Below are 18,799 nucleotides of genomic sequence, written 5' to 3' on the forward strand. Positions count from 1 at the left end.
AAGCTTACTCGGCGGCTTCCTTGACGCTGCGGTGCTCGGGGGCCTCGTCGCCTTCGCCGTCGCCCGAACGGCCCCAGGTGGCGAACCAGTTGTTGAGCTTGTCGAGATAGAGATAAACCACCGGCGTGGTGAACAGCGTCAGCGCCTGGCTGACGATCAGGCCGCCGACCATGGCGTAGCCGAGCGGCTGACGGATCTCGGCGCCGGTGCCGTGACCGAGCATCAAGGGCACACCGCCCAGAAGCGCGGCCATCGTCGTCATCATGATCGGGCGGAAACGCAACAACGCGGCCTGGCGGATCGATTCCTCCGGCGTCTTGTGCTCGTCGCGCTCGGCGGCGATCGCGAAATCGACCATCATGATGCCGTTCTTCTTCACGATGCCGATCAGCAGGATGATGCCGATCAGCGCGATCAGGCTGAAGTCGAAACCCGCCGCCATCAGGATCGCGAGCGCGCCGACGCCGGCCGAGGGCAGCGTCGACAGGATCGTGATCGGGTGGATGTAGCTCTCGTAGAGAATGCCGAGGATCAGGTAGACCACGACGAGGGCGGCGAGGATCAAGAGCGGCACGGTGCCGAGCGACTGCTGGAAGGCCTGCGCGGTGCCCTGGAAGCTGGAGTTCAGCGTCGGCGGCGCCCCGAGCTCGGCCATTGCCCGCTGCACGGCTTCCGTAGCCTGGCCGAGCGCCACGCCTTGCGCCAGGTTGAAGCTGATCGTGATCGATGGGAACTGGCCTTGATGGCTGATCGAGAGCGGGCGGACCGGGTCGGTGGTCCAGATTGCGAAGGTCGACAGCGGCACCTGGTCGCCGGTCAACGGCGACTTCAGATAGAGCTTGTTCAAGCTGTCGAGATTGCCCTGCATCTCCGGCAGGATTTCGAGAATGACCTTGTAGGTGTTGAGCTGGGTGAAATACTGCGTGACCTGCCGCTGTCCGAAGGCGTCATAGAGCGTGTCGTCGATCAACTGCGGCTGGATTCCGTAGCGGGCGGCGGTGTCGCGGTTGATCTTGAGCTGCACCGTTGTGCCCTGAGTCTGCTGGTCGGTCGCGACGTCGCGCAGCTCCGGCAGGGTCTGCATTTTGGCGAGGATCTTGGGCGCCCATTCGTTGAGCTCGTCAAGATTGGCGTCCTGCAGCGTGAATTCGAACTGCGTGCGCGTCGGCCGGCCGCCGAGCCGCACGTCCTGGGCCGCCTGCATGTAAAGCCGGGCGCCCTCGACCTTGTCGAACTGCGGACGCAGCCGCGCGATGATCTTCTGAGCTGAGGCCTCGCGCTGATCGCGAGGTTTCAGCGTGATGAACAGGTTGCCGTTGTTGCCGGCGCGGCCGCTGCCGCCGATCGACATGGCAACGCTGGCAACGTCGGGATCGGCCATGATGATCTTGCCGAGCTCCTCCTGGCGCCGGGTCATCTCCTTGAACGAAATGTCCTGCGAGGCTTCCGAGGTGGCGGTGATCAGACCGACGTCCTGCTGCGGGAAGAAGCCCTTCGGGATCAGGACGAACAGGTAGATCGACAGTCCGAGCGTGACGAAGAAAATCGTAAGCGTGGTGCGCCGCCAGGCGAGGGCGTGATCGAGCACATATTCGTAGCCGCGCAGCATCGCGTCGAAAGCGCGCTCGCTCCATTGATAGAAGCGGCCGTGCTGCACCTCGCCATGGGCGCGCAGGAAGCGCGAGGCCATCATCGGCGTCAGGGTGAGCGACACGAACATCGAAACGAAGATGGTCATCGCCAGCACCACGGCGAATTCGCGGAACAGGCGCCCGATGATGCCGCCCATCAGGAGCAGCGGGATCAGCACCGCGACCAAAGAGATGCTGATCGAGACGATGGTGAAGCCGATTTCCTTGGAGCCCTTGAAGGCGGCCTCCATCGGCGAGTCGCCTTCCTCGATGTAGCGGGTGATGTTCTCGAGCATCACGATGGCGTCGTCGACCACGAAACCGACCGCGATGGTGAGTGCCATCAGCGACAGATTGTCGAGCGAATAGCCGACCGGCCACATCAGGGCACACGCGCCCAGCAGCGCCAGCGGAACCGTGACGGTGGGAATGACCGTCGCCCAGAAGCTGCGCAGGAAAATGAAGATCACCATGACCACGAGGCCGATGGTCAGCAGCAGCGTGAACTGGACGTCCTCGACCGCGGCGCGGATGGTGGTGGTCCTGTCGCTGATGAGCTCGATCTTGATCGCGGGCGGGATCGCTGCCACGAGGCGCGGCAGGGTCGCCTTGATCCGGTCCACGGTCTCGATGACGTTGGCGCCGGGCTGCTTGAAGATCACCAGGAAGACGCCGCGTTTGCCATTGGCCCAGGCCGCCTGCTTGGCGTCTTCAGCGGCGCTGACCGCTCGGCCGATGTCCCGAATCCGCAACGGACCGCCGTTGCGATAGGCGATGATGACGTCGTTCCAGTCCTTCGACTGGGTGAGTTGGTCGTTGGCGTAGATCGTGTAGGCGCGTTTTTCGCCGTCGATATTGCCCTTGGGGCTGTCGACCGTGGTGATCGCGATCTGGCTGCGCACGTCCTCCAGCGACAGACCCTTGGCGACGAGCTTCGCCGGGTCCACCTGAATGCGGATCGAGGGCTTCTGCTGGCCGCCGATGAAGACCTGGGCGACACCCGACAGCTGGCTGATCTGCTGGGCGAGCTGGGCGTCGACCGCGTCGCTGACGCTGGTCAGCGGCAGCGTCTCTGATGTCGCCGACAATAGCAGGATCGGCGCGTCGGCCGGGTTGACCTTGCGGTAGGTCGGAGGCGAGGGCAGGTTTTTTGGCAACTGGCCGCTGGCAGCGTTGATGGCGCCCTGGACGTCATTCGCGGCGCCATCGATGTTGCGATTGAGGTCGAACTGGATGGTGATCGACGCCGTGCCCAGATAGCTCGTCGAGGTCATCTGCGCGATGCCGGGGATCTGGGCGAACTGCCGCTCCAGCGGCTGCGCCACCGAGGAGGCCATCGTCTCGGGGCTGCCGCCGGGCAGGTTGGCGGTGATCTGGATGGTCGGAAAGTCCACCTGCGGCAGCGGCGCAACTGGAAGCAGCGGATAGGCGACGAGACCGACGAAGAGGATCCCCGCCATCAGCAGCGAGGTGCCGATGGGATAACGGATGAAAGGTGCCGAAATCCCCCCTTCGGTCATTCCTGTCGCACCTTGCTCTGGGCCGGATCGGAGCTTGCCACTGCCGTCGACACGAGGCTTCCGGGCTGGACCTTGAACTGGCCGCCGACGATCACCTGCTGGCCCGGGCTCAAGCCTTCCTCGATGACCGAACGTCCATCGATGCCATAGCTGACCTTGACCTTGTGAACCTCGGCCTTGTTGTCCTGATTGACCGTATAGGCGTAGAGGCCGTTGGTGGAATGCTGGACCGCGTCATCAGGAACAACGGTCGCGTCCTTCAGTGTCCGCACCAGGAGCCGCGTCGAAACCGACCGGCCCGGCCACAGCGCGTGGTCCTTGTTGTCGAACACTGCCTTGAGACGGATCGTCCCGCTGGTCGTGTCGACCTGGTTGTTAATGACCGCGAGCTTGCCCTCGGCCAGCGTCTTCTTGCCGTCGGTCGTGAAGGCGATCACCTTCAGCGCGCCGGCCTTCTGGCCCTCGGTGATATAGGGGAGCTGGTCTTCCGGAGCGGTGAAGATCACGGCGATCGGTTCGACCTGCGAGATCATGACGATGCCCGTCTGGGTCGAGGCGTTGACGATGTTGCCGATGTCGACCTGGCGGAGTCCGGCGACACCGGTGATCGGTGCCTTGATCTGCGTGTAGTCGAGCTGGGTCTGGGCGTTGGCGATCGCAGCTTCGTCGGCGGCGATCTGGGCGGTGAGCTGCGCGACGGTGGAGCGCTGGGTATCCACCCGCTGTGTTGTTGCGAATTCGCCGAGCTTCACGGCGCGCTGGAGCTCTAGATTGGCGTTGGCGAGGTTTGCCTCGTCCTGCGCCTTCTTGGCCTTGGCCTGGTCAAGCGCGGCTTGATAGGGCCGGGGATCGATCGAGACCAGAAGGTCGCCCTGCTGGACGATCTGGCCCTCCTTGAACTCGAGCCTGATGATCTGGCCGTCGACCCGGCTGCGGACCTGGACGGTGTTGAAGCCCTGAACCGTGCCGAGACCGGTCAGGTAGACCGGGAAGTCGGTCTTCTGGACCGGCGCGACGCTGACAGGAACAGCGGACGGGCGCGGCGACGCTTTCTGGGCTATCCGGGTCTGTCCGGCCGAGCCGAATCTCTGCCATCCATAGTAACCTGCGGAGGCCACGGCCGCGACGATCAAAATCCAGAGGATCGGCCGGGACTTTTTCATATCGTCTCGTATCGGCTTTTGTGCCCTACGCTTACGAATTATGGGGCAATCATACGGTTCCAGCGCGCTTGTATAATACACGCCAAGTTCCAGTGTAAACAGCACTATCGGTCCAGAAACCTAAACAATTGGAAAGCTTTGCACCCCTTGGGCAGTGCTCTGGCGCGGCGCTGTGCAGCGCTGCATTTTTTCGGCCGCGACCGATCGGGCGCGCCCCCGCTTGCGCGGCACCGATAGTGGTGTGTTCAGGCCGAATGGCGCCGCGGAGTCTTGGTTCGTTCAGTCACGAGAACGGTTCTAAATCTCGTGGAGGCCGTTTCGGTTGTCAGGGATTTCGGCATCGTTCATATCGGCGGCGCCATGAATGGAGCGCAGGATGGACGAGCTGAACGGCAAGCTGATCGCGTGTCAGATTCTGATCACGGGATTGATCGCGCGTGTCGCCAACGAGCAGCGCGATCCCTTGCGCTTCCTCACCGACTTTCGCGACGAGATCAAAGCCGTCGTGAAGGGCGTGAACATCGCCGGCATGGACAACACCGATCGCGTGCGCGCCGTCGCGCAGAAGACCGTCGACGAATTGTTCTCCCTGATGAAGCCGCCGAGCAGCGACTGAGAGCGAGTGGTCTATCTGCGTCGTGTTTAGAACGAGTCCAGTATCATCTTAGAACGATTTCAAGCTGCAGTTTAGAATCGTTTTGATCTGGATTGATTCAAGGGTTCTCGCGAGCGGCTCGCATTGACCCGCTATTTTGTGGCCGATACCAACAGCCATCGTTCGTCGAAGTGAATGAGCGAACAGGAAGATGGGGCGTTTGGTAATGGGGCAGGTGGTCGCACCGAAGTCGTTGCGTTCGGTCGCAGCATTCGATCCGTTGGATGAGAGGTCCACGGGCGTATACGGCAAAAAGGTTTCGGCGGTCGCGAGCTTGATCGCGGTGGCGTCGGTGTCGGGCGGCGCCCAAGCGCAGCAGTCGAACCTGCCGCCGGTGACGGTCGATGCTCCGGTCGAGCGGCCGCGTCCGGCGGCCTCGAAGCCTTCGCCTGAGCAGGTGCGCGCCCGCAATGCGCTGCGCCGCGCCGCGCAACGCCAGCAGGCGCAGCAGACGGCTCCCACCACGCCGTCCGGCGCCCCCGACGGCAATCCCTATGCCGACCCGGCGGCGCCCTACAAGGTCGATCACGTGCAGGCCTCGGGCAAGTTTCCCGAGAAGATGCTGAACACGCCGAAGTCCATCACGGTGCTCAGCAAGGAAGTGCTCGAGGACAAGAACGCCACGACGCTGAAGGAAATCGGACGCTCGACGGCGGGCGTGACGCTCGGCTCGGGCGAGGGCGGCAACGCGTTCGGCGACCGCTTTTTCATCCGCGGCTTCGACGCGCGCAACGACGTCTTCATCGACGGCATCCGTGATCCCGCCGTTTCCATCCGCGAGAACTTCTTCACCGAGCAGATCGAAATTCTGCGCGGCCCGGCATCCTCCTATGCCGGTCGCGGCACCGCCGGCGGCGCCATCAACATCGTCACCAAGCAGGCCGGCGACGTCAATTTCAAGCGGATGGATAGCGAGTTCGGTACCGATATGACCAAGCGCGTCACACTCGACGTGAACCAGGTCATCGATCCGACCTTCTCGGTGCGCACCGGTGGTCTTTTCCAGGACGCCAACGTTGCCGGACGCAACTACGTCACCGACAATCGCTGGGGCAGCTTCATTTCGACCAAGTATACCCCGACCAACGACATCAAGATCACGACCAACTACGTCCATACCGATCTCAGCGGCTATCCGGATTTCGGCGTGCCCTATTATAAGCAGGGCAACGTGCCGGTGACCTCGGCGGGCATTCCGCGTGGCAATTGGTACGGCTTCCTCAACCGCGATTTCCAGACCGCGCGGCAGGATTTCGGCACCGGCATCATCGAGTACAAGGTCAACGAGGCCATTACCCTGACAAGCAAGGTGCGCGGCGAGCATTCGCTGCTCAACTACATCGGCACGCTGCCGCAGAACCCGAACACGACCAGTCCCAATCCGTTGCTCTGGACCACGACGGCGAGCGCGCAGAGCCGCTACCAGAACGTCGACGTATGGGCCAACCAGAACGAGGCCACGTTCAAGCTCGACACCGGCGGGGTCAAGCACACTGCGGTGTTCGGCGTCGAATATTCGAACGAGAACATCTCGATCGACCGCTATGCAGGTCTCGCGTCAGAACTGTCCGGCTCGGCTTTCACGAGCAACGGTGCCGTGACGGGGGTCAATCTCTACTCCCCGCAATACACCAACATTCCCTTCGGCACGCCGTCACTGCTTGGAAACCCGACGCGGTATGGCGTCAACACCAGCAGCGTGTATGTGATGGATACCGCGAACTGGCAGGACACCATCATCGTCAACGGCGGCGTGCGCTACGACGGCTATAGCCAGAGCGCCTCGAACAATAGTCCGAACTATGTGAAGCAGAACTCCGATCTCGTGAACTACAACGTCGGTGTGGTCTACAAGCCGATGTCGATCGGCAGCGTCTATGCCGCCTATGCGACGTCGGCCAATCCGTTCGGGTCGGAGCTGGACGCGACCGGCACCGAATACGGCGGCGTTCCCCCGAACTCGACCATCCTGCTCGGGCCCGAGCGCAACAAGGCGATCGAGCTCGGCACCAAATGGGAGCTTGCGGATCGCCACCTGCTGGTGACCGGTGCGCTGTTCCAGACCACCAAGGACAACGCGCGCGAGACCGTCAACAACCTGCTCACATCGGGTGCTGCCTACAGGATCCAGGGCATCGACATCGAAGCGGAAGGCAAGATCACCGACCGCTGGAGCATCTTCGGTGGCCTGGTGCTGATGCAGTCGAAGGTCACACAGAGCGGCGTCGCCTCGAATATCGGGCTGCAGCTTGCGAACATCGCTCACCAATCGTTCAGCATGCTGACCAAGTACAAGTTCGATGACGGTTGGGAGCTCGGCGGCCAGGCGGTGTATCGCTCCAAGGTCTATGGCGGCACGTTCGCGGCCAACACCAACGAGCTGCCGAGCTATTGGCGTTTCGACGCGTTCGTCGAGAAGAAGATCGACCAGAACTGGACCATGAAATTCTACGCGCAGAACCTGACCAACAAGCTCTATTACGACTCGTTCTATCGCAGCAACGTTCCGTTCGTGGCGGTCGCGCCGGGACGGGCATTCTATGTCGTGACAACGGCGAAGTTCTGACCATGTTGACGTGCCTGCCAGGCGTTCTCAGCAAGGATGATGTGGCGGATTTCCGCCGCATCATGGACGTGAGCGACTGGGAGGACGGTCGCTCCACCGCCGGCGCGCAGTCGGCGATGGTCAAGCGCAACGAGCAATTGCCGCCGGACAGCGAGGTCGCGCGCAAGCTCGGTAACCGCATCATCTCGGCGCTGACTTCGAACCCTCGATTTATCGCCGCGGCGATCCCGCTGCAGATCTTTCCGCCGCTGTTCAACCGCTATGCGGCGAGCAGCGGTCATCATTTCGGACTGCACGTCGACAATGCGATCCGCGGCGATCGCCTGACCGGCCTTCGCATCCGCACCGACCTGTCGGTCACGCTGTTCCTCGCCGAACCGGAGGAGTACGACGGTGGCGAACTCGTGATCGAGGACACCTACGGTTCGCACGAGGTCAAGTTGCCAGCCGGGGACTGCGTGCTCTATCCCTCTACCAGCCTCCATCTGGTCACCCCCGTGACCAGGGGAACGCGGGTTGCGTCTTTCTTCTGGCTTCAGAGCATGATACGGGACGATCAAGCTCGGAGCATGATCTTTGACCTCGACACCGCGATACAGGCGCTGGTGGAACGGCTCGGGCGTGACGATCCCGAAACGGTCAAATTGACGGGTATCTATCACAACCTCATTCGCTACTGGGCCGAAGTATGAAGACCATGACCTTCCAAGCAAGCTTTGCCGTTGCCGCCTTGCTGGCGGCCGCCTGGCTCGCGTCTCCTGTTTCCGCCCAGACGCAGAGCGCGCCTGCCCCGGCGCAAGCGGTTCAGCAGGCCCCGCCGGCCGGTCCTGCGCCGGCAGCCACCGTGCCCAGTGCCCCAGCGCCTTCGGCTTCGACGCCAGCCGCTCCCACGGCGTCCCCTGCGGCCACTGCCTCGACGACCGCAAAGCCCGATGCGGCCGCCGTCGCGCCTTCCATGAAGGAATTGTCGCCCTGGGTGATGTTCATGTCAGCGGACGTCATCGTGAAAGCGGTGATGATCGGGCTGGCCTTCGCATCGCTGATGACCTGGACCGTCTTCATCGCCAAGTCGATCGAACTGTCGATTGCTTCCAGCAAGCTTCGTTCGGCCTTGAAGAAGATTGCGGAGGCGCGCTCCCTCGCCGAGGCGCAGATGGCCCTCGGCACCAAGCAGGGCATCCTGCCGTCCTTCCTGGCGGCGGCGCTGCGTGAGGCGCGGATGTCGGCCGGCCTGTCCAGCGATGCCGGCATCAAGGAGCGCGCGGCCTCGAGCTTTTCCGAGATCGTGCGCGCGGAACAGCGGCGCATCCGGATCGGCATGGGCGTGCTCGCGACCATCGGCTCGACCTCGCCCTTCGTCGGCCTGTTCGGCACGGTCTGGGGCATCATGAACAGCTTCATCGGAATCTCGAAGTCGCAGACCACGAACCTCGCCGTGGTCGCGCCCGGCATCGCCGAAGCGCTGCTCGCCACCGCGATCGGCCTCGTCGCCGCCATACCTGCCGTCATCATCTACAACCATTTTTCGCGCGTGACGAAGGGCTATCTCGAGCTCGTCAGCCGCGCCTCGGGCGCGGCGGGGCGGCTGCTCTCGCGTGATCTCGACCGCAGCCACGGCAGCGTGCATTCGCGCGCAGCGGAGTGAACCATGGGTGTTTCGCTAGCAGACAACGACGGCGAAGACGACGATTTCTCGGAAACGCATGACATCAACGTCACGCCGTTCATCGACGTCATCCTGGTTCTGCTGATCATCTTCATGGTCGCGGCCCCGCTTTCCACCGTCGATCTGCCGATCGATCTGCCGACGTCGAGCGCGACACCGCAGAAGAAGCCGGACAAGCCGACCTATCTGAGCATCAAGCCCGACCTGACGCTCGCGATCGGAGAGAGCCCGGTTCACCGGGCAGAGTTGATCGGGACCCTCGACGGCCTGCCCGACATGAGCAAGGATAAGTATGTGTTCCTGCGCGCCGATCGCTCGGTGCCATATGGAGAGTTGATGGGCGTGATGGAGCTGCTGCGCTCAGGCGGCTATACGCGGGTGAAGCTGGTCGCGCTGGAAGGCGCGCCGGGGGCGCCTGCGCCAGGCGCCGCTCAGCCTTAGAGGCCCGTCATGTCGGACGAACTCAGACCATCCCGGAGGCTCTGGATCTTGGCGGCAGTGGCGGCGCTCGCGCTCCATCTGGGTGGTGCTGCGCTCGCGCTGGCCCATTTGCGCACCGATGATGACGGCGACGGCCTGGGTGCCAACGGTGCGGAGTTCGCCGTGGAAATGGCATCACCCAAGGCGCCCGAAACCGATCTGCCGCCCGGGCCCGACAGCGAAGCGATGCAGGAACAGCAGGCGCTTCCGGAGCAGAAGGCCGAGACCAAGGAGACGGAGCTTCCAAAGGATCAGTCGCAGGAGGTCGAGGATCCCGACCGCGTCGTGACCGAGAACAACGCGAAGAAACCAACGGAAGACGATCCGAAGATTCAGGCGGTCGAGACTCCGGCCGCCGAAGCGTCGCCGAAATCGGTTGCGACGGCACGGCAGACGCTCGAGGAGGATGTGCGCGAGGCCGAGAAGGCGCTGGCACCTGTGATCGGTATCGGCAAGGACATCCTGAAGCTGACGGCCGATTGGAACCGCAAGATCAGCGCGCATCTGGCGCTGCACAAGGTCAATCCGGACGGGAAGGTGCCCAACAACCAGAAGGTCAAGGTGAGCTTCACCATCAACCGGAAGGGCAACGTGCTGTCGGTGGATGTCGTGGAGTCGTCGGGGGATGCAGCCTACGATGCGGCGGCGGTGTCGATCGTCCGCAAGTCCGATCCCATCCCGCAGCCGCCTGCCGGACTGACCGAGGACCGGTTCGAACGTACGGTCGACATCATCTTCACTCCGCCGGACGCGAAGAAGAAAAAGACGGCTCAGCGCCAGTAGAGCCGGATCCCGACATAGACCACGACCAGGCACGCGAAAATCAGCGCCACCGGGAGCGGCCGTTTCTGGCTTCCGGCGAATGCCGCTGCTCCGAAGGAGGCGGCCCTCTTCGGCTTCGGCGCCGGGCGGCGAAAGGCGGTAACATTGTCCGCCGCCGTTTCGGGCGGACGGACGCGGACGTCGGGCGGCGTTCCAGCACCGCCCATCTCGGCATAATAGGACTTGTAGATCGCGCCGATGGTGGCTTCCGTGGCCTCGTTATCGCTCATCTGCGTCAGCAGGTTCCTGTAGCTGGCGAGGAACTCCTGGGCCTCCGGTGGCAGTGCGGACGAGCCATTGAGCTTGGCCATCATGTTCCAGGTGGCAAAATCGGCGCGAGCGCGGGTATCGGCTCGTCGCGCGATCAGCATATCGGCAGCTTTGACCAAGTCGGCCTCTGGCCCTTCGGCGTGGGAGTGCTGTGTTCAACTAAACGTTGCCAGTCAGGAAGAGAACAGCCTGAATCACATAACCGGTCAACGTTCGCAGTATTGCTGAAATAACATCAAGATTTAGACCGAACTGCGAACCCGCAAGCGGCAGCAGGATCAACAGGCCGATCAGGATCAGCATACCGAACGGCTCGAGCCGGGCCAGCGGAACGGCGAGGGGACGGGGCAACAGCCCGACGGCGACGCGCCCGCCATCGAGCGGCGGGATCGGCATCATGTTGAACACGGCGAGGATCGCGTTGATCACCAGCGCATTCTTGAGGTTGTCCGCAACCCATTTCGCGGAGCTCGCGGGCACCAGGGACAGGGCATGGAAGGCGAGGGCCGCGGCCAGCGCCAGCAGGATGTTGGTGACGGGCCCGGCCAGCGCCACCCAGACCATGTCGACCCTGGGGTTGTTCAGCTTCCGGAAGTTCACCGGCACCGGCTTGGCATAACCGAACAGGAACGGCGAATGCGCGAATAGCAGCATTGCAGGCAGTATCAGGGTGCCGAACGGGTCGATATGCCTGAGCGGGTTGAAGCTCACGCGGCCGAGCTGCGAGGCCGTGTTGTCCCCGAGCCGGTCCGCGACGAAGGCGTGCGCGGCCTCATGAAAGGTGATCGCCAGCACCAGCGGCAGCACCCAGACGGAAAGATCATAGAAGGAGATATTCACCAGCTCATCCGTCCCGGTTCGGCCCGCGCGCCTTGCAACGCAGGCCGTATAGGGCCACAACCCTTTACGATCTACCGTTATATCGCGCCCAATTCCGAAATTGCCCGGTGCAAATGATCCGCCAGCAGGGCCGCCGGACGCGACAGGTTGCGCGCGCGATGGAGGCGGATGTCCGCCGCCGGCAGCGGCGGCAGGCCGTAGCGCTCGCACAGCACGCGCAGGCGAGGGGGCAGGGTGCCCGCCTTCACGACCGTGATCGCGAGGCCTTGCGCCGCGATCGCTTCCACCGCTGCAAGCGTCCGGCTGACATAAGCGAGCCGCCAGGGACGGCCGGCGGCATCGAGCGCCTCAGTGGCCCACTGCCGGAACAGGCAGCCCGTTGGGTAGAGTGCGACGGGCAGCGTGGGGCGTTGCGGCCCGGCTGAATATGACACGGCCGCGGCCCAGACTGCCTGCTCGCGTCGCAGCAGCTCGCCATTGCCGCTGCCTTCCGGATGCATGGCGATGACGAGGTCATAGTCTTCGCCGAGCCGGGCCGGCATCGTCGCCGTCAGCCCCGTCTCGATCTCGACGCGGATCTCCGGACGGCTCTTGGCAAAGTACGCCAGCAATGGCGGAATGACGATCGTGCCGTAATCGTCCATCACGCCGAGGCGGACCATGGCATCGTGCTTGCGCGGGCGGAGCGCGTCGACCGCCTCTGCATTGAGGTCGAGAAGCCGCCTCGCATAGACGAGCAGCTCGTGACCGGCCGCGCTGAGCGCCACGCCCGACCTCGTGCGGTGAAACAGCCTGACGTTCAGCCGTTCTTCCAGGCGCCTGATCTGGACGCTCACCGCCGATTGGGTGCGGTTGAGGATCGCGGCCGCGCGCGTGAACGACCGATGATCGGCAACGGCGAGGAAGGCCCTCAGAAGGTCGGGGTCGAGATCGGACGCGGTCATGACGAAAACTTATCCTGGCATGACGGAAATTCCATTCCCCGTTTCGGCGCGTCTCCTATGCTGCCCTAGAGCCGTTGGGAGGAATCGTGGGCGAGATTCTTGGCGTTTTTGCTGCCGTGCTGTCGAGCGCGCTGGGCGGGACATCCATTGGTGCCACGCGCTATCTCGTGGGGAGCATCGATCCGCTCGCGATCGGCTCGTTCCGGTTCGGTATCGGCTTTCTCCTGTTGCTTCCGCTGGCGCTGCTGCGCGGCGATCGCTGGCCGAAGCGAGGCGATTGGGCTGCCGCCGTCGCGCTCGGCGTCCTGTTCTTCGCGCTGTTTCCGATCCTGTTCAACGCGTCGCTGATCTTCACGACCGCCGCGCGCGGCGCGCTGGCTCTGTCGACGCTTCCTTTGCTGTCGCTCGTGATCGGGGCTGCGCTCGGGGCCGAAGCCCTGACCTGGCGCAAATCGGTCGGTGTCGTGATCGCGACGCGTGGCGTTGCTGTGGCGCTTCTGTCCGACCTGACATCAGCCCCGTCGGGCGCCTGGCGCGGCGATCTCCTGATGATGGCGGCTGCGCTGTGCATGGCGCTCTACGGCATCTGGTCGAAGCCGCTGATCCGGCGCTCCAGTCCGATCGCCTTTACGACCATGAGCATGGCGGCCGGCGCGGCCTGCCTCGTCCTGCTCTCGTCTATCCGCGGCAGTTTTGCGCCCGTCGCGGGCTTCGGGATGCCACAGTGGCTGGGCGCCCTCTATTTGGGCGCCCTCGGCGCAGCGCTGACCTTCTATCTCTGGGCGTTCGCGCTGGAGCGGACGACGCCGACGCGCGTTGCGATCTCGATGACGGTCAATCCGATTACGGCATCGCTGGTCGGGGCCTGGCTGCTGAACGAACCGCTGCGCTGGAATCTGGCGGCGGGCATTGTCGCGGTGTTTGCCGGGATCTGGATCGCGACCACGACGCGCCGTCATGCGCAAGAGGCGAGCGCGTCTGCGTCACGTCCGACCTGACGTCAGGTCGGGATCGTTCCCGGATACGGCGTCAGGCGGTCAGCGCGACGCAAGGCAGGCGATGAGCAAGCCTGAGGTCTTCATGAAGCTGATCGCTGAGGCTCCTCGATCGTCCGCAGCGTGACCGACTTGATGCCATAGTGCATGTGACTGTAGCGCTTGACGTACTCCCAAGCGCTCTGCCTCGCACCTATCAGACCCGTGAAGCGGAAATTGAGAGGACGGCCGCCGATCTTCACGAGCCAATACCAGTCCTCCTGCTCGACGGTGATAGGAGCCTGCTCCAGCGCCTCGACGGCGGGACGCAGCAACCACTTGCCGTCTTTGGTTTCCCAATAGAACTCCATCAAGCTCTCCTCATCGCAGTGGCAGATGCGGATGTTGAGCGACTCGTCCTCCGCCTTGAACCGCACGCGCTTCCCGGATCATGGCGCTCCTCAATAAGTCGCGCGTCCGCCGGAGATGTCGAACACCGCGCCGGTCGAGAATGCGCAGTCCTCGGACGCGAGCCAGGCCACCATCGCGGCGAGCTCCTCCACCAGCACGAAGCGTCCCTTCGGGATCTTCGACAGCATGAAGTCGATGTGCTGCTGCGTCATCTGGTCGAAGATCGCGGTCTTCGCCGCCGCCGGCGTCACCGCGTTGACGAGGATGTCATGGGCGGCGAGCTCCTTGCCGAGGGACTTCGTCAGCGCGATCAGGCCGGCCTTGGAGGCGGAATAGTGCGACGCGTTCGGATTGCCTTCCTTGCCGGCGATCGAGGCGATGTTCACGATCCGCCCGTATTTCTGCTTGAGCATTTGGGGCACGATCGCCTTGCAGACGATGAAAGGACCGTCGAGGTTGATGCGCAGCACCTTGCGCCATTCCTCCAGATCTGTCTCCCAGACCGGCTTGTTGACCCCGGCGATGCCGGCATTGTTGACCAGGATGTCGATCCTGCCGAAGCTGGCTAGCGTGGCATCGCGCGCCTGCTCGACGGCCGCGGTGTCGGTGACGTCGACCTTGAACGCCTTTGTTTCGCCGCCGATCTCTTTTGCGGTCTTTTCGGCGAGTGCGACGTCGAAGTCCCAGATGGCGACCTTGGCGCCGGAAGCGACAAAGCGCTCGGTGATGGCGCGGCCAAAGCCCTGTGCGCCGCCCGTGACGATGGCGAGGCGGCCGTTGAGATCGATCTTGTTCATCGAGAAACCCTCCCTGTCCCTCATGGTGAGGAGCGCGCACCTGGCGCGCCCTCGAACCATGAAGCCCGTGGCCCATCCCTCGAGACGGCGCTGTCGCGCCCTCCTCGGGATGAGGAGTGATCAGAGCATGTAGCCGCCGTCGACAACCAGGTCGACGCCGGTGGTGAAAGCGCTCTCGTCGCTGCCGAGATAGACCGCCATGGACGCGATCTCCTCGGCGGTGCCGAGCCGGCCCATCTTCTGGCGGGAGATGAACATCTCCTTGCCCTGCGGTCCTTGCGCGGCGGCGCGGTCGAGCATCGAAGGGGTCTCGACGGTACCGGGGCAGATCGAGTTGCAGCGGATGCCCTTGGTGATAAAGTCGAGCGCGACTGCGCGCGTCAGCAGCGACACCGCCGCTTTCGACGCGCTGTAGACGTAGCGGTTGGCCGGCGGCCGTAGCGCCGCGCAGGAGGAGATGTTGACGATGCTGCCGCCGGCGCCCGCGAGCATGTCGGGCAGGAAGGCCTTGATGGTCCGGTGCATCGATTTGACGTTGAGGTCGAACGAAAAGTCGAAATCCTCTTCCGAGCACTCCAGGATGGTGCCGTGGTGCACGAAGCCCGCCGCGTTGAGCAGGATGTCGATCTTGCCGACGCGCTTGGCAAAGGCGTTGACGTCGGCGGTGTTGCGGACGTCGAGCTTGGCGACCTCGGCGATTCCTTCCTTGGTCAGGCTCGCGATGCCGGCTTCGTTGATGTCGGTGGCGATCACGGTCGCACCTTCACGCGCGAATGCGATGGCGCATGCGCGCCCGATGCCTGCCGCAGCAGCCGTGACGACGGCGCGCTTGCCCTTGAGGCGGTCTGCCATTTGCTTGTCTCCCTTATGCGTTCCGATCCGAACCCAGCGTCATTGCGAGGAGCTCTTGCGACGAAGCAGTCCAGACTGTCTCCACGGAGATAGCTCTGGATTGCTTCGCTTCGCTCGCAATGACGGTGCGGCTCTCAGTGATTATCCCGCGCCACGCCAAACGTGCCGGCGACGTTCTGATAGCGCGTGGCAAGCTCCATGCAGGCGCCCGTCGACTGCTGGCCCACGGTGTTGCGGTAGATCTCCTGCCACGGCGTCTGGTTCGGCGGATGCTTGAAGCCGCCATTGGCCTTGAGCTCGGCATGGCGCCTCCTCAGCTCCTCGTCCGAGATCATGATGTTGGCGCTGCCCTTGTTGAGGTCGATACGCACCTTGTCGCCGGTCTTCAGGATCGCAAGACCGCCATTGGCGGCGGCTTCCGGCGAAGCATTGAGGATCGAGGGCGAGCCCGAGGTGCCGGACTGGCGGCCGTCGCCGATGCAGGGCAGGGACAGGATGCCGCGTTTGATCAAGGCTGCCGGCGGTTGCATGTTCACGACCTCGGCACCGCCGGGATAACCGATCGGACCGGTGCCGCGGATGAACAGCACGCAGCCCTCGTCGATGTCGAGCGAGGGATCGTCGATCCGCTCGTGATAGTCCTCGGGTCCTTCGAACACGATGGCGCGGCCCTCGAAAGCGTTGAGGTCCTTCGGGTTGCTGAGATAGCGGTCGCGGAATTCCTTGGAGATCACGCTCGTCTTCATGATCGCGGAGTCGAACAGGTTGCCCTTCAGCACCAGGAAGCCGGCATCCTTCACCAGCGGCTTGTCGTAAGCCCAGATCACGTCGTTGTCGGGCGTCGGCGCATTCTTGCAGTTCTCGCCGATGCCGCGGCCGTTGACCGTGACCGCATCCTCGTGGATGCGCTTGTGCTTCATCAGCTCGCGCACCACGGCCGGCACGCCGCCGGCGCGGTGGAATTCCTCCCCGAGATAGAAGCCGGCCGGCTGCATGTTGACCAAGAGCGGCACGTCGTGGCCGACCTTCTGCCAGTCCTCGATCGAGAGCTCGACGCCGATGTGGCGGGCCAGCGCGTTGATGTGGATCGGCGCGTTGGTCGAGCCGCCGATCGCCGAATTGATCACGATGCAGTTCTCGAACGCCTTGCGGGTCAGGATGTCCGAGGGCTTGAGGTCCTCCCAGACCATCTCGACGATGCGCTTGCCAGTCTCGTAAGCGATTTGGCCGCGTTCGCGATAGGGCGCGGGGATCGCCGCGCAGCCCGGCAGCGAGAAGCCGAGCGCTTCGGCAAGCCCGTTCATGGTCGAGGCGGTGCCCATGGTGTTGCAATGGCCGACCGAGGGCGCCGAGGAGGCCACGATCTCCATGAACTCTTCATAGTCGATCTCGCCGGCCGCGAGCCGCTCGCGCGATTTCCAGACGATGGTACCGGAGCCGGTGCGCTCGCCATTGTGCCAGCCGTTCAGCATCGGGCCGCCCGACAGCACGATCGCGGGCAGGTTCACGGTGGCCGCCGCCATCATGCAGGCCGGTGTGGTCTTGTCGCAGCCGGTGGTCAGCACGACGCCGTCGAGCGGATAGCCGTAGAGGACCTCGACGAGGCCGAGATAGGCGAGGTTGCGATCGAGTGCGGCGGTCGGGCGCTTGCCGGTCTCCTGGATCGGGTGGGTCGGGAATTCCATCGCGATCCCGCCGGCTTCGCGGATGCCCTCGCGAACGCGATGGGCGAGCTCGATGTGATGGCGGTTGCAGGGAGAGAGATCGTTGCCGGTCTGGGCGATGCCGATGATCGGCTTGCCGGACTGCAGCTCGGCACGGGTGAGGCCGTAGTTCAGGTAGCGCTCCATATAGAGCGCGGTCATGCCCGGATTGTGCGGGTTGTTGAACCATTCCTGCGAGCGAAGATGGCGGCGAGAGCCGTTGCTGCCGGCGGCATGCCCATTGGTTGGTTTCTTTGTCATTGGTTTCTCCTGCAATGCAAACGCACCGGCGTGCGTCTCATGGTGTCGGCATGTGCGATGCCCAACGGCGCGAGCGATGATCTGCGTTCCCGCTGGCGGGTCGTTTCCTCACGAGTCCGAATACTAGTCGCGGCTACTTGGTAACGCTATCATTTTGTTCGCTGCGCCCGCGCCGGAAACGGCCGGCCTGCTGTCCGAACGTCGTGCCGACGAGCTTTGCCGTTCGATCACCTTAAAGCCGAGATCGAGCACTGGATGCTCTGGGCGTCGCCCTTCCATCGCGTTGATCAGCATGGTGGCGGCCGTCTTCCCCATCTCGTAGCGGTTGGTGCGGACGCTGGTGAGGGTGGGGACGGCGGAGGCCATGAATTCGAGGTCGTTGAAGCCGACGATCGCGATCTGCCCGGGGACGGCGATCTCCCGGCGCCGGCATTCGAACAGTACGCCGAGCGCGAGGTCGTCATTGGCGCAGAACACCGCATCGATATCGGGCTCCCGCGCCAGGAGATCGGTGAACAGGGCTCCGCCGAGCGTCACCGAGGTCGGTGTGGCCGTCGTTACGACGAGGCGCTGCTCGAACAGTCCAGCGTCCTTCATGGCCGAGACATATCCGTCCAGCCGTCGCTGCACCCGCGGGTCCATGCGCGCACCGACGAAGCCGATCTTGCGGTGACCTTGCTCGAACAGGTGCGCAACCACCGCGCGGGCTGCATCATAGTGCGAAAAGCCGATCATCATGTCGACCGGATCCGGCCCGATCTCCATGATCTGCACGATCGGGCAGTCCGCGGCGTCCAGCATCGCGCGCGATTCCGCGGTCTGGTCGATGCCGGTGACGATCAGCCCGGCCGGCTTCTGCGCCAGAAACAGGCGCAGCAACTTCTCTTCCTGGAGAATGCTGTAGCGCGTGTTGGACAACTGGATCGAGTAACGGCTGCTCTCTGACGCGTCGTAGATGCCGCGCAGCACGTCCGAGAACACGTTATTGGTGAGGGAGGGGATCAATACACCGATGACTTCGGTGCGCTGCGAGGCCAGTGCGCGTGCGGCAAGGTTCGGCACATAGCCGAGCTCCTTGGCGGCGCTCTCGACCCGCGTCCGCTTGGCGACCGACAGGGCCTCCGGATTGCGGAAGAAGCGGGAGGCGGTAATCGGGCTGACGCCGGCGAGCTCGGCGACTTCGGCCAGCCGGATTTTGCCTGACTTGGTGCGTTTTCGACCCATTTGCTGCTCTTAACACAGTC

General features: G+C 63.8%; 17 protein-coding genes. 7 read left to right on the top strand and 10 right to left on the bottom strand.

Annotation, left to right across the window (positions count from 1 at the left end):
• Positions 1-4: 4 nt before the first annotated feature.
• A complete protein-coding gene (locus EHH60_RS07145; protein ID WP_124158750.1) occupies positions 5-3,151 on the bottom strand; it encodes a multidrug efflux RND transporter permease subunit in 3,147 nt (1,048 codons plus the stop codon).
• Positions 3,148-4,314, bottom strand: a complete 1,167-nt coding sequence (locus EHH60_RS07150; RefSeq protein ID WP_124158751.1) for an efflux RND transporter periplasmic adaptor subunit — start codon at positions 4,312-4,314, stop codon at positions 3,148-3,150. The genes EHH60_RS07145 and EHH60_RS07150 overlap by 4 nt, the downstream gene beginning before the upstream one ends.
• A gap of 376 nt (positions 4,315-4,690) precedes the next feature.
• Between EHH60_RS07150 and EHH60_RS07155 the strand changes: the two genes are divergently transcribed.
• The 6 genes from EHH60_RS07155 to EHH60_RS07180 all read left to right on the top strand — a co-directional run bounded on the left by EHH60_RS07155 (position 4,691) and on the right by EHH60_RS07180 (position 10,464).
• Positions 4,691-4,930 (top strand): hypothetical protein, encoded by a 240-nt coding sequence (locus EHH60_RS07155; protein WP_028170951.1) that lies wholly within the window; start codon positions 4,691-4,693, stop codon positions 4,928-4,930.
• A gap of 205 nt (positions 4,931-5,135) precedes the next feature.
• A complete protein-coding gene (locus EHH60_RS07160; protein WP_124159068.1) occupies positions 5,136-7,535 on the top strand; it encodes a TonB-dependent receptor in 2,400 nt (799 codons plus the stop codon).
• A 2-nt stretch (positions 7,536-7,537) separates the two neighbouring features.
• On the top strand, positions 7,538-8,227 hold the full coding sequence (locus EHH60_RS07165; protein WP_124158752.1) for a Fe2+-dependent dioxygenase: 690 nt from the start codon (positions 7,538-7,540) through the stop codon (positions 8,225-8,227).
• Positions 8,224-9,180 (top strand): tonB-system energizer ExbB, encoded by a 957-nt coding sequence (gene exbB, locus EHH60_RS07170; protein WP_124158753.1) that lies wholly within the window; start codon positions 8,224-8,226, stop codon positions 9,178-9,180. Before EHH60_RS07165 ends, exbB begins: the two co-directional genes overlap by 4 nt.
• A gap of 3 nt (positions 9,181-9,183) precedes the next feature.
• Positions 9,184-9,642 (top strand): TonB system transport protein ExbD, encoded by a 459-nt coding sequence (gene exbD / locus EHH60_RS07175; protein ID WP_124158754.1) that lies wholly within the window; start codon positions 9,184-9,186, stop codon positions 9,640-9,642.
• Positions 9,643-9,651: 9 nt separating this feature from the next.
• On the top strand, positions 9,652-10,464 hold the full coding sequence (locus EHH60_RS07180; RefSeq protein ID WP_124158755.1) for an energy transducer TonB family protein: 813 nt from the start codon (positions 9,652-9,654) through the stop codon (positions 10,462-10,464).
• Here EHH60_RS07180 and EHH60_RS07185 read toward each other — a convergent pair.
• From EHH60_RS07185 to EHH60_RS07195, 3 genes are all read right to left on the bottom strand, one after another.
• Positions 10,452-10,874, bottom strand: a complete 423-nt coding sequence (locus EHH60_RS07185; protein ID WP_124159069.1) for a hypothetical protein — start codon at positions 10,872-10,874, stop codon at positions 10,452-10,454. The genes EHH60_RS07180 and EHH60_RS07185 overlap by 13 nt on opposite strands.
• A gap of 58 nt (positions 10,875-10,932) precedes the next feature.
• Positions 10,933-11,613 (bottom strand): site-2 protease family protein, encoded by a 681-nt coding sequence (locus EHH60_RS07190; protein ID WP_124158756.1) that lies wholly within the window; start codon positions 11,611-11,613, stop codon positions 10,933-10,935.
• Between the two features lie 77 nt (positions 11,614-11,690).
• Entirely contained in the window at positions 11,691-12,557 is an 867-nt protein-coding gene (locus tag EHH60_RS07195; protein ID WP_124158757.1) for a LysR family transcriptional regulator, read from the bottom strand.
• A gap of 86 nt (positions 12,558-12,643) precedes the next feature.
• Here EHH60_RS07195 and EHH60_RS07200 point away from each other — a divergent pair, with 86 nt between their 5' ends.
• Positions 12,644-13,555 (top strand): DMT family transporter, encoded by a 912-nt coding sequence (locus tag EHH60_RS07200; RefSeq protein ID WP_124158758.1) that lies wholly within the window; start codon positions 12,644-12,646, stop codon positions 13,553-13,555.
• 80 nt (positions 13,556-13,635) lie between these two features.
• On the opposite strand, the gene EHH60_RS07205 is transcribed toward EHH60_RS07200, so the two are convergent.
• The 5 genes from EHH60_RS07205 to gntR form a co-directional block, all read right to left on the bottom strand.
• Positions 13,636-13,968, bottom strand: a complete 333-nt coding sequence (locus EHH60_RS07205; protein WP_124158759.1) for a hypothetical protein — start codon at positions 13,966-13,968, stop codon at positions 13,636-13,638.
• Positions 13,969-13,992: 24 nt separating this feature from the next.
• Entirely contained in the window at positions 13,993-14,739 is a 747-nt protein-coding gene (locus tag EHH60_RS07210; protein WP_124158760.1) for an SDR family NAD(P)-dependent oxidoreductase, read from the bottom strand.
• A gap of 120 nt (positions 14,740-14,859) precedes the next feature.
• Entirely contained in the window at positions 14,860-15,591 is a 732-nt protein-coding gene (locus EHH60_RS07215) for an SDR family oxidoreductase (protein ID WP_124158761.1), read from the bottom strand.
• Between the two features lie 134 nt (positions 15,592-15,725).
• The gene (locus EHH60_RS07220; RefSeq protein WP_124158762.1) at positions 15,726-17,555 is read right to left on the bottom strand and encodes an IlvD/Edd family dehydratase; all 1,830 of its coding nucleotides are present in this window, start codon (positions 17,553-17,555) and stop codon (positions 15,726-15,728) included.
• Positions 17,556-17,678: 123 nt separating this feature from the next.
• Positions 17,679-18,779, bottom strand: a complete 1,101-nt coding sequence (gntR, locus tag EHH60_RS07225; RefSeq protein ID WP_124158763.1) for an HTH-type transcriptional regulator GntR — start codon at positions 18,777-18,779, stop codon at positions 17,679-17,681.
• Positions 18,780-18,799: the final 20 nt, after the last annotated feature.

The organism is Bradyrhizobium sp. RP6 (assembly GCF_003837805.1).
Taxonomy (GTDB): Bacteria; Pseudomonadota; Alphaproteobacteria; order Rhizobiales; family Xanthobacteraceae; genus Bradyrhizobium.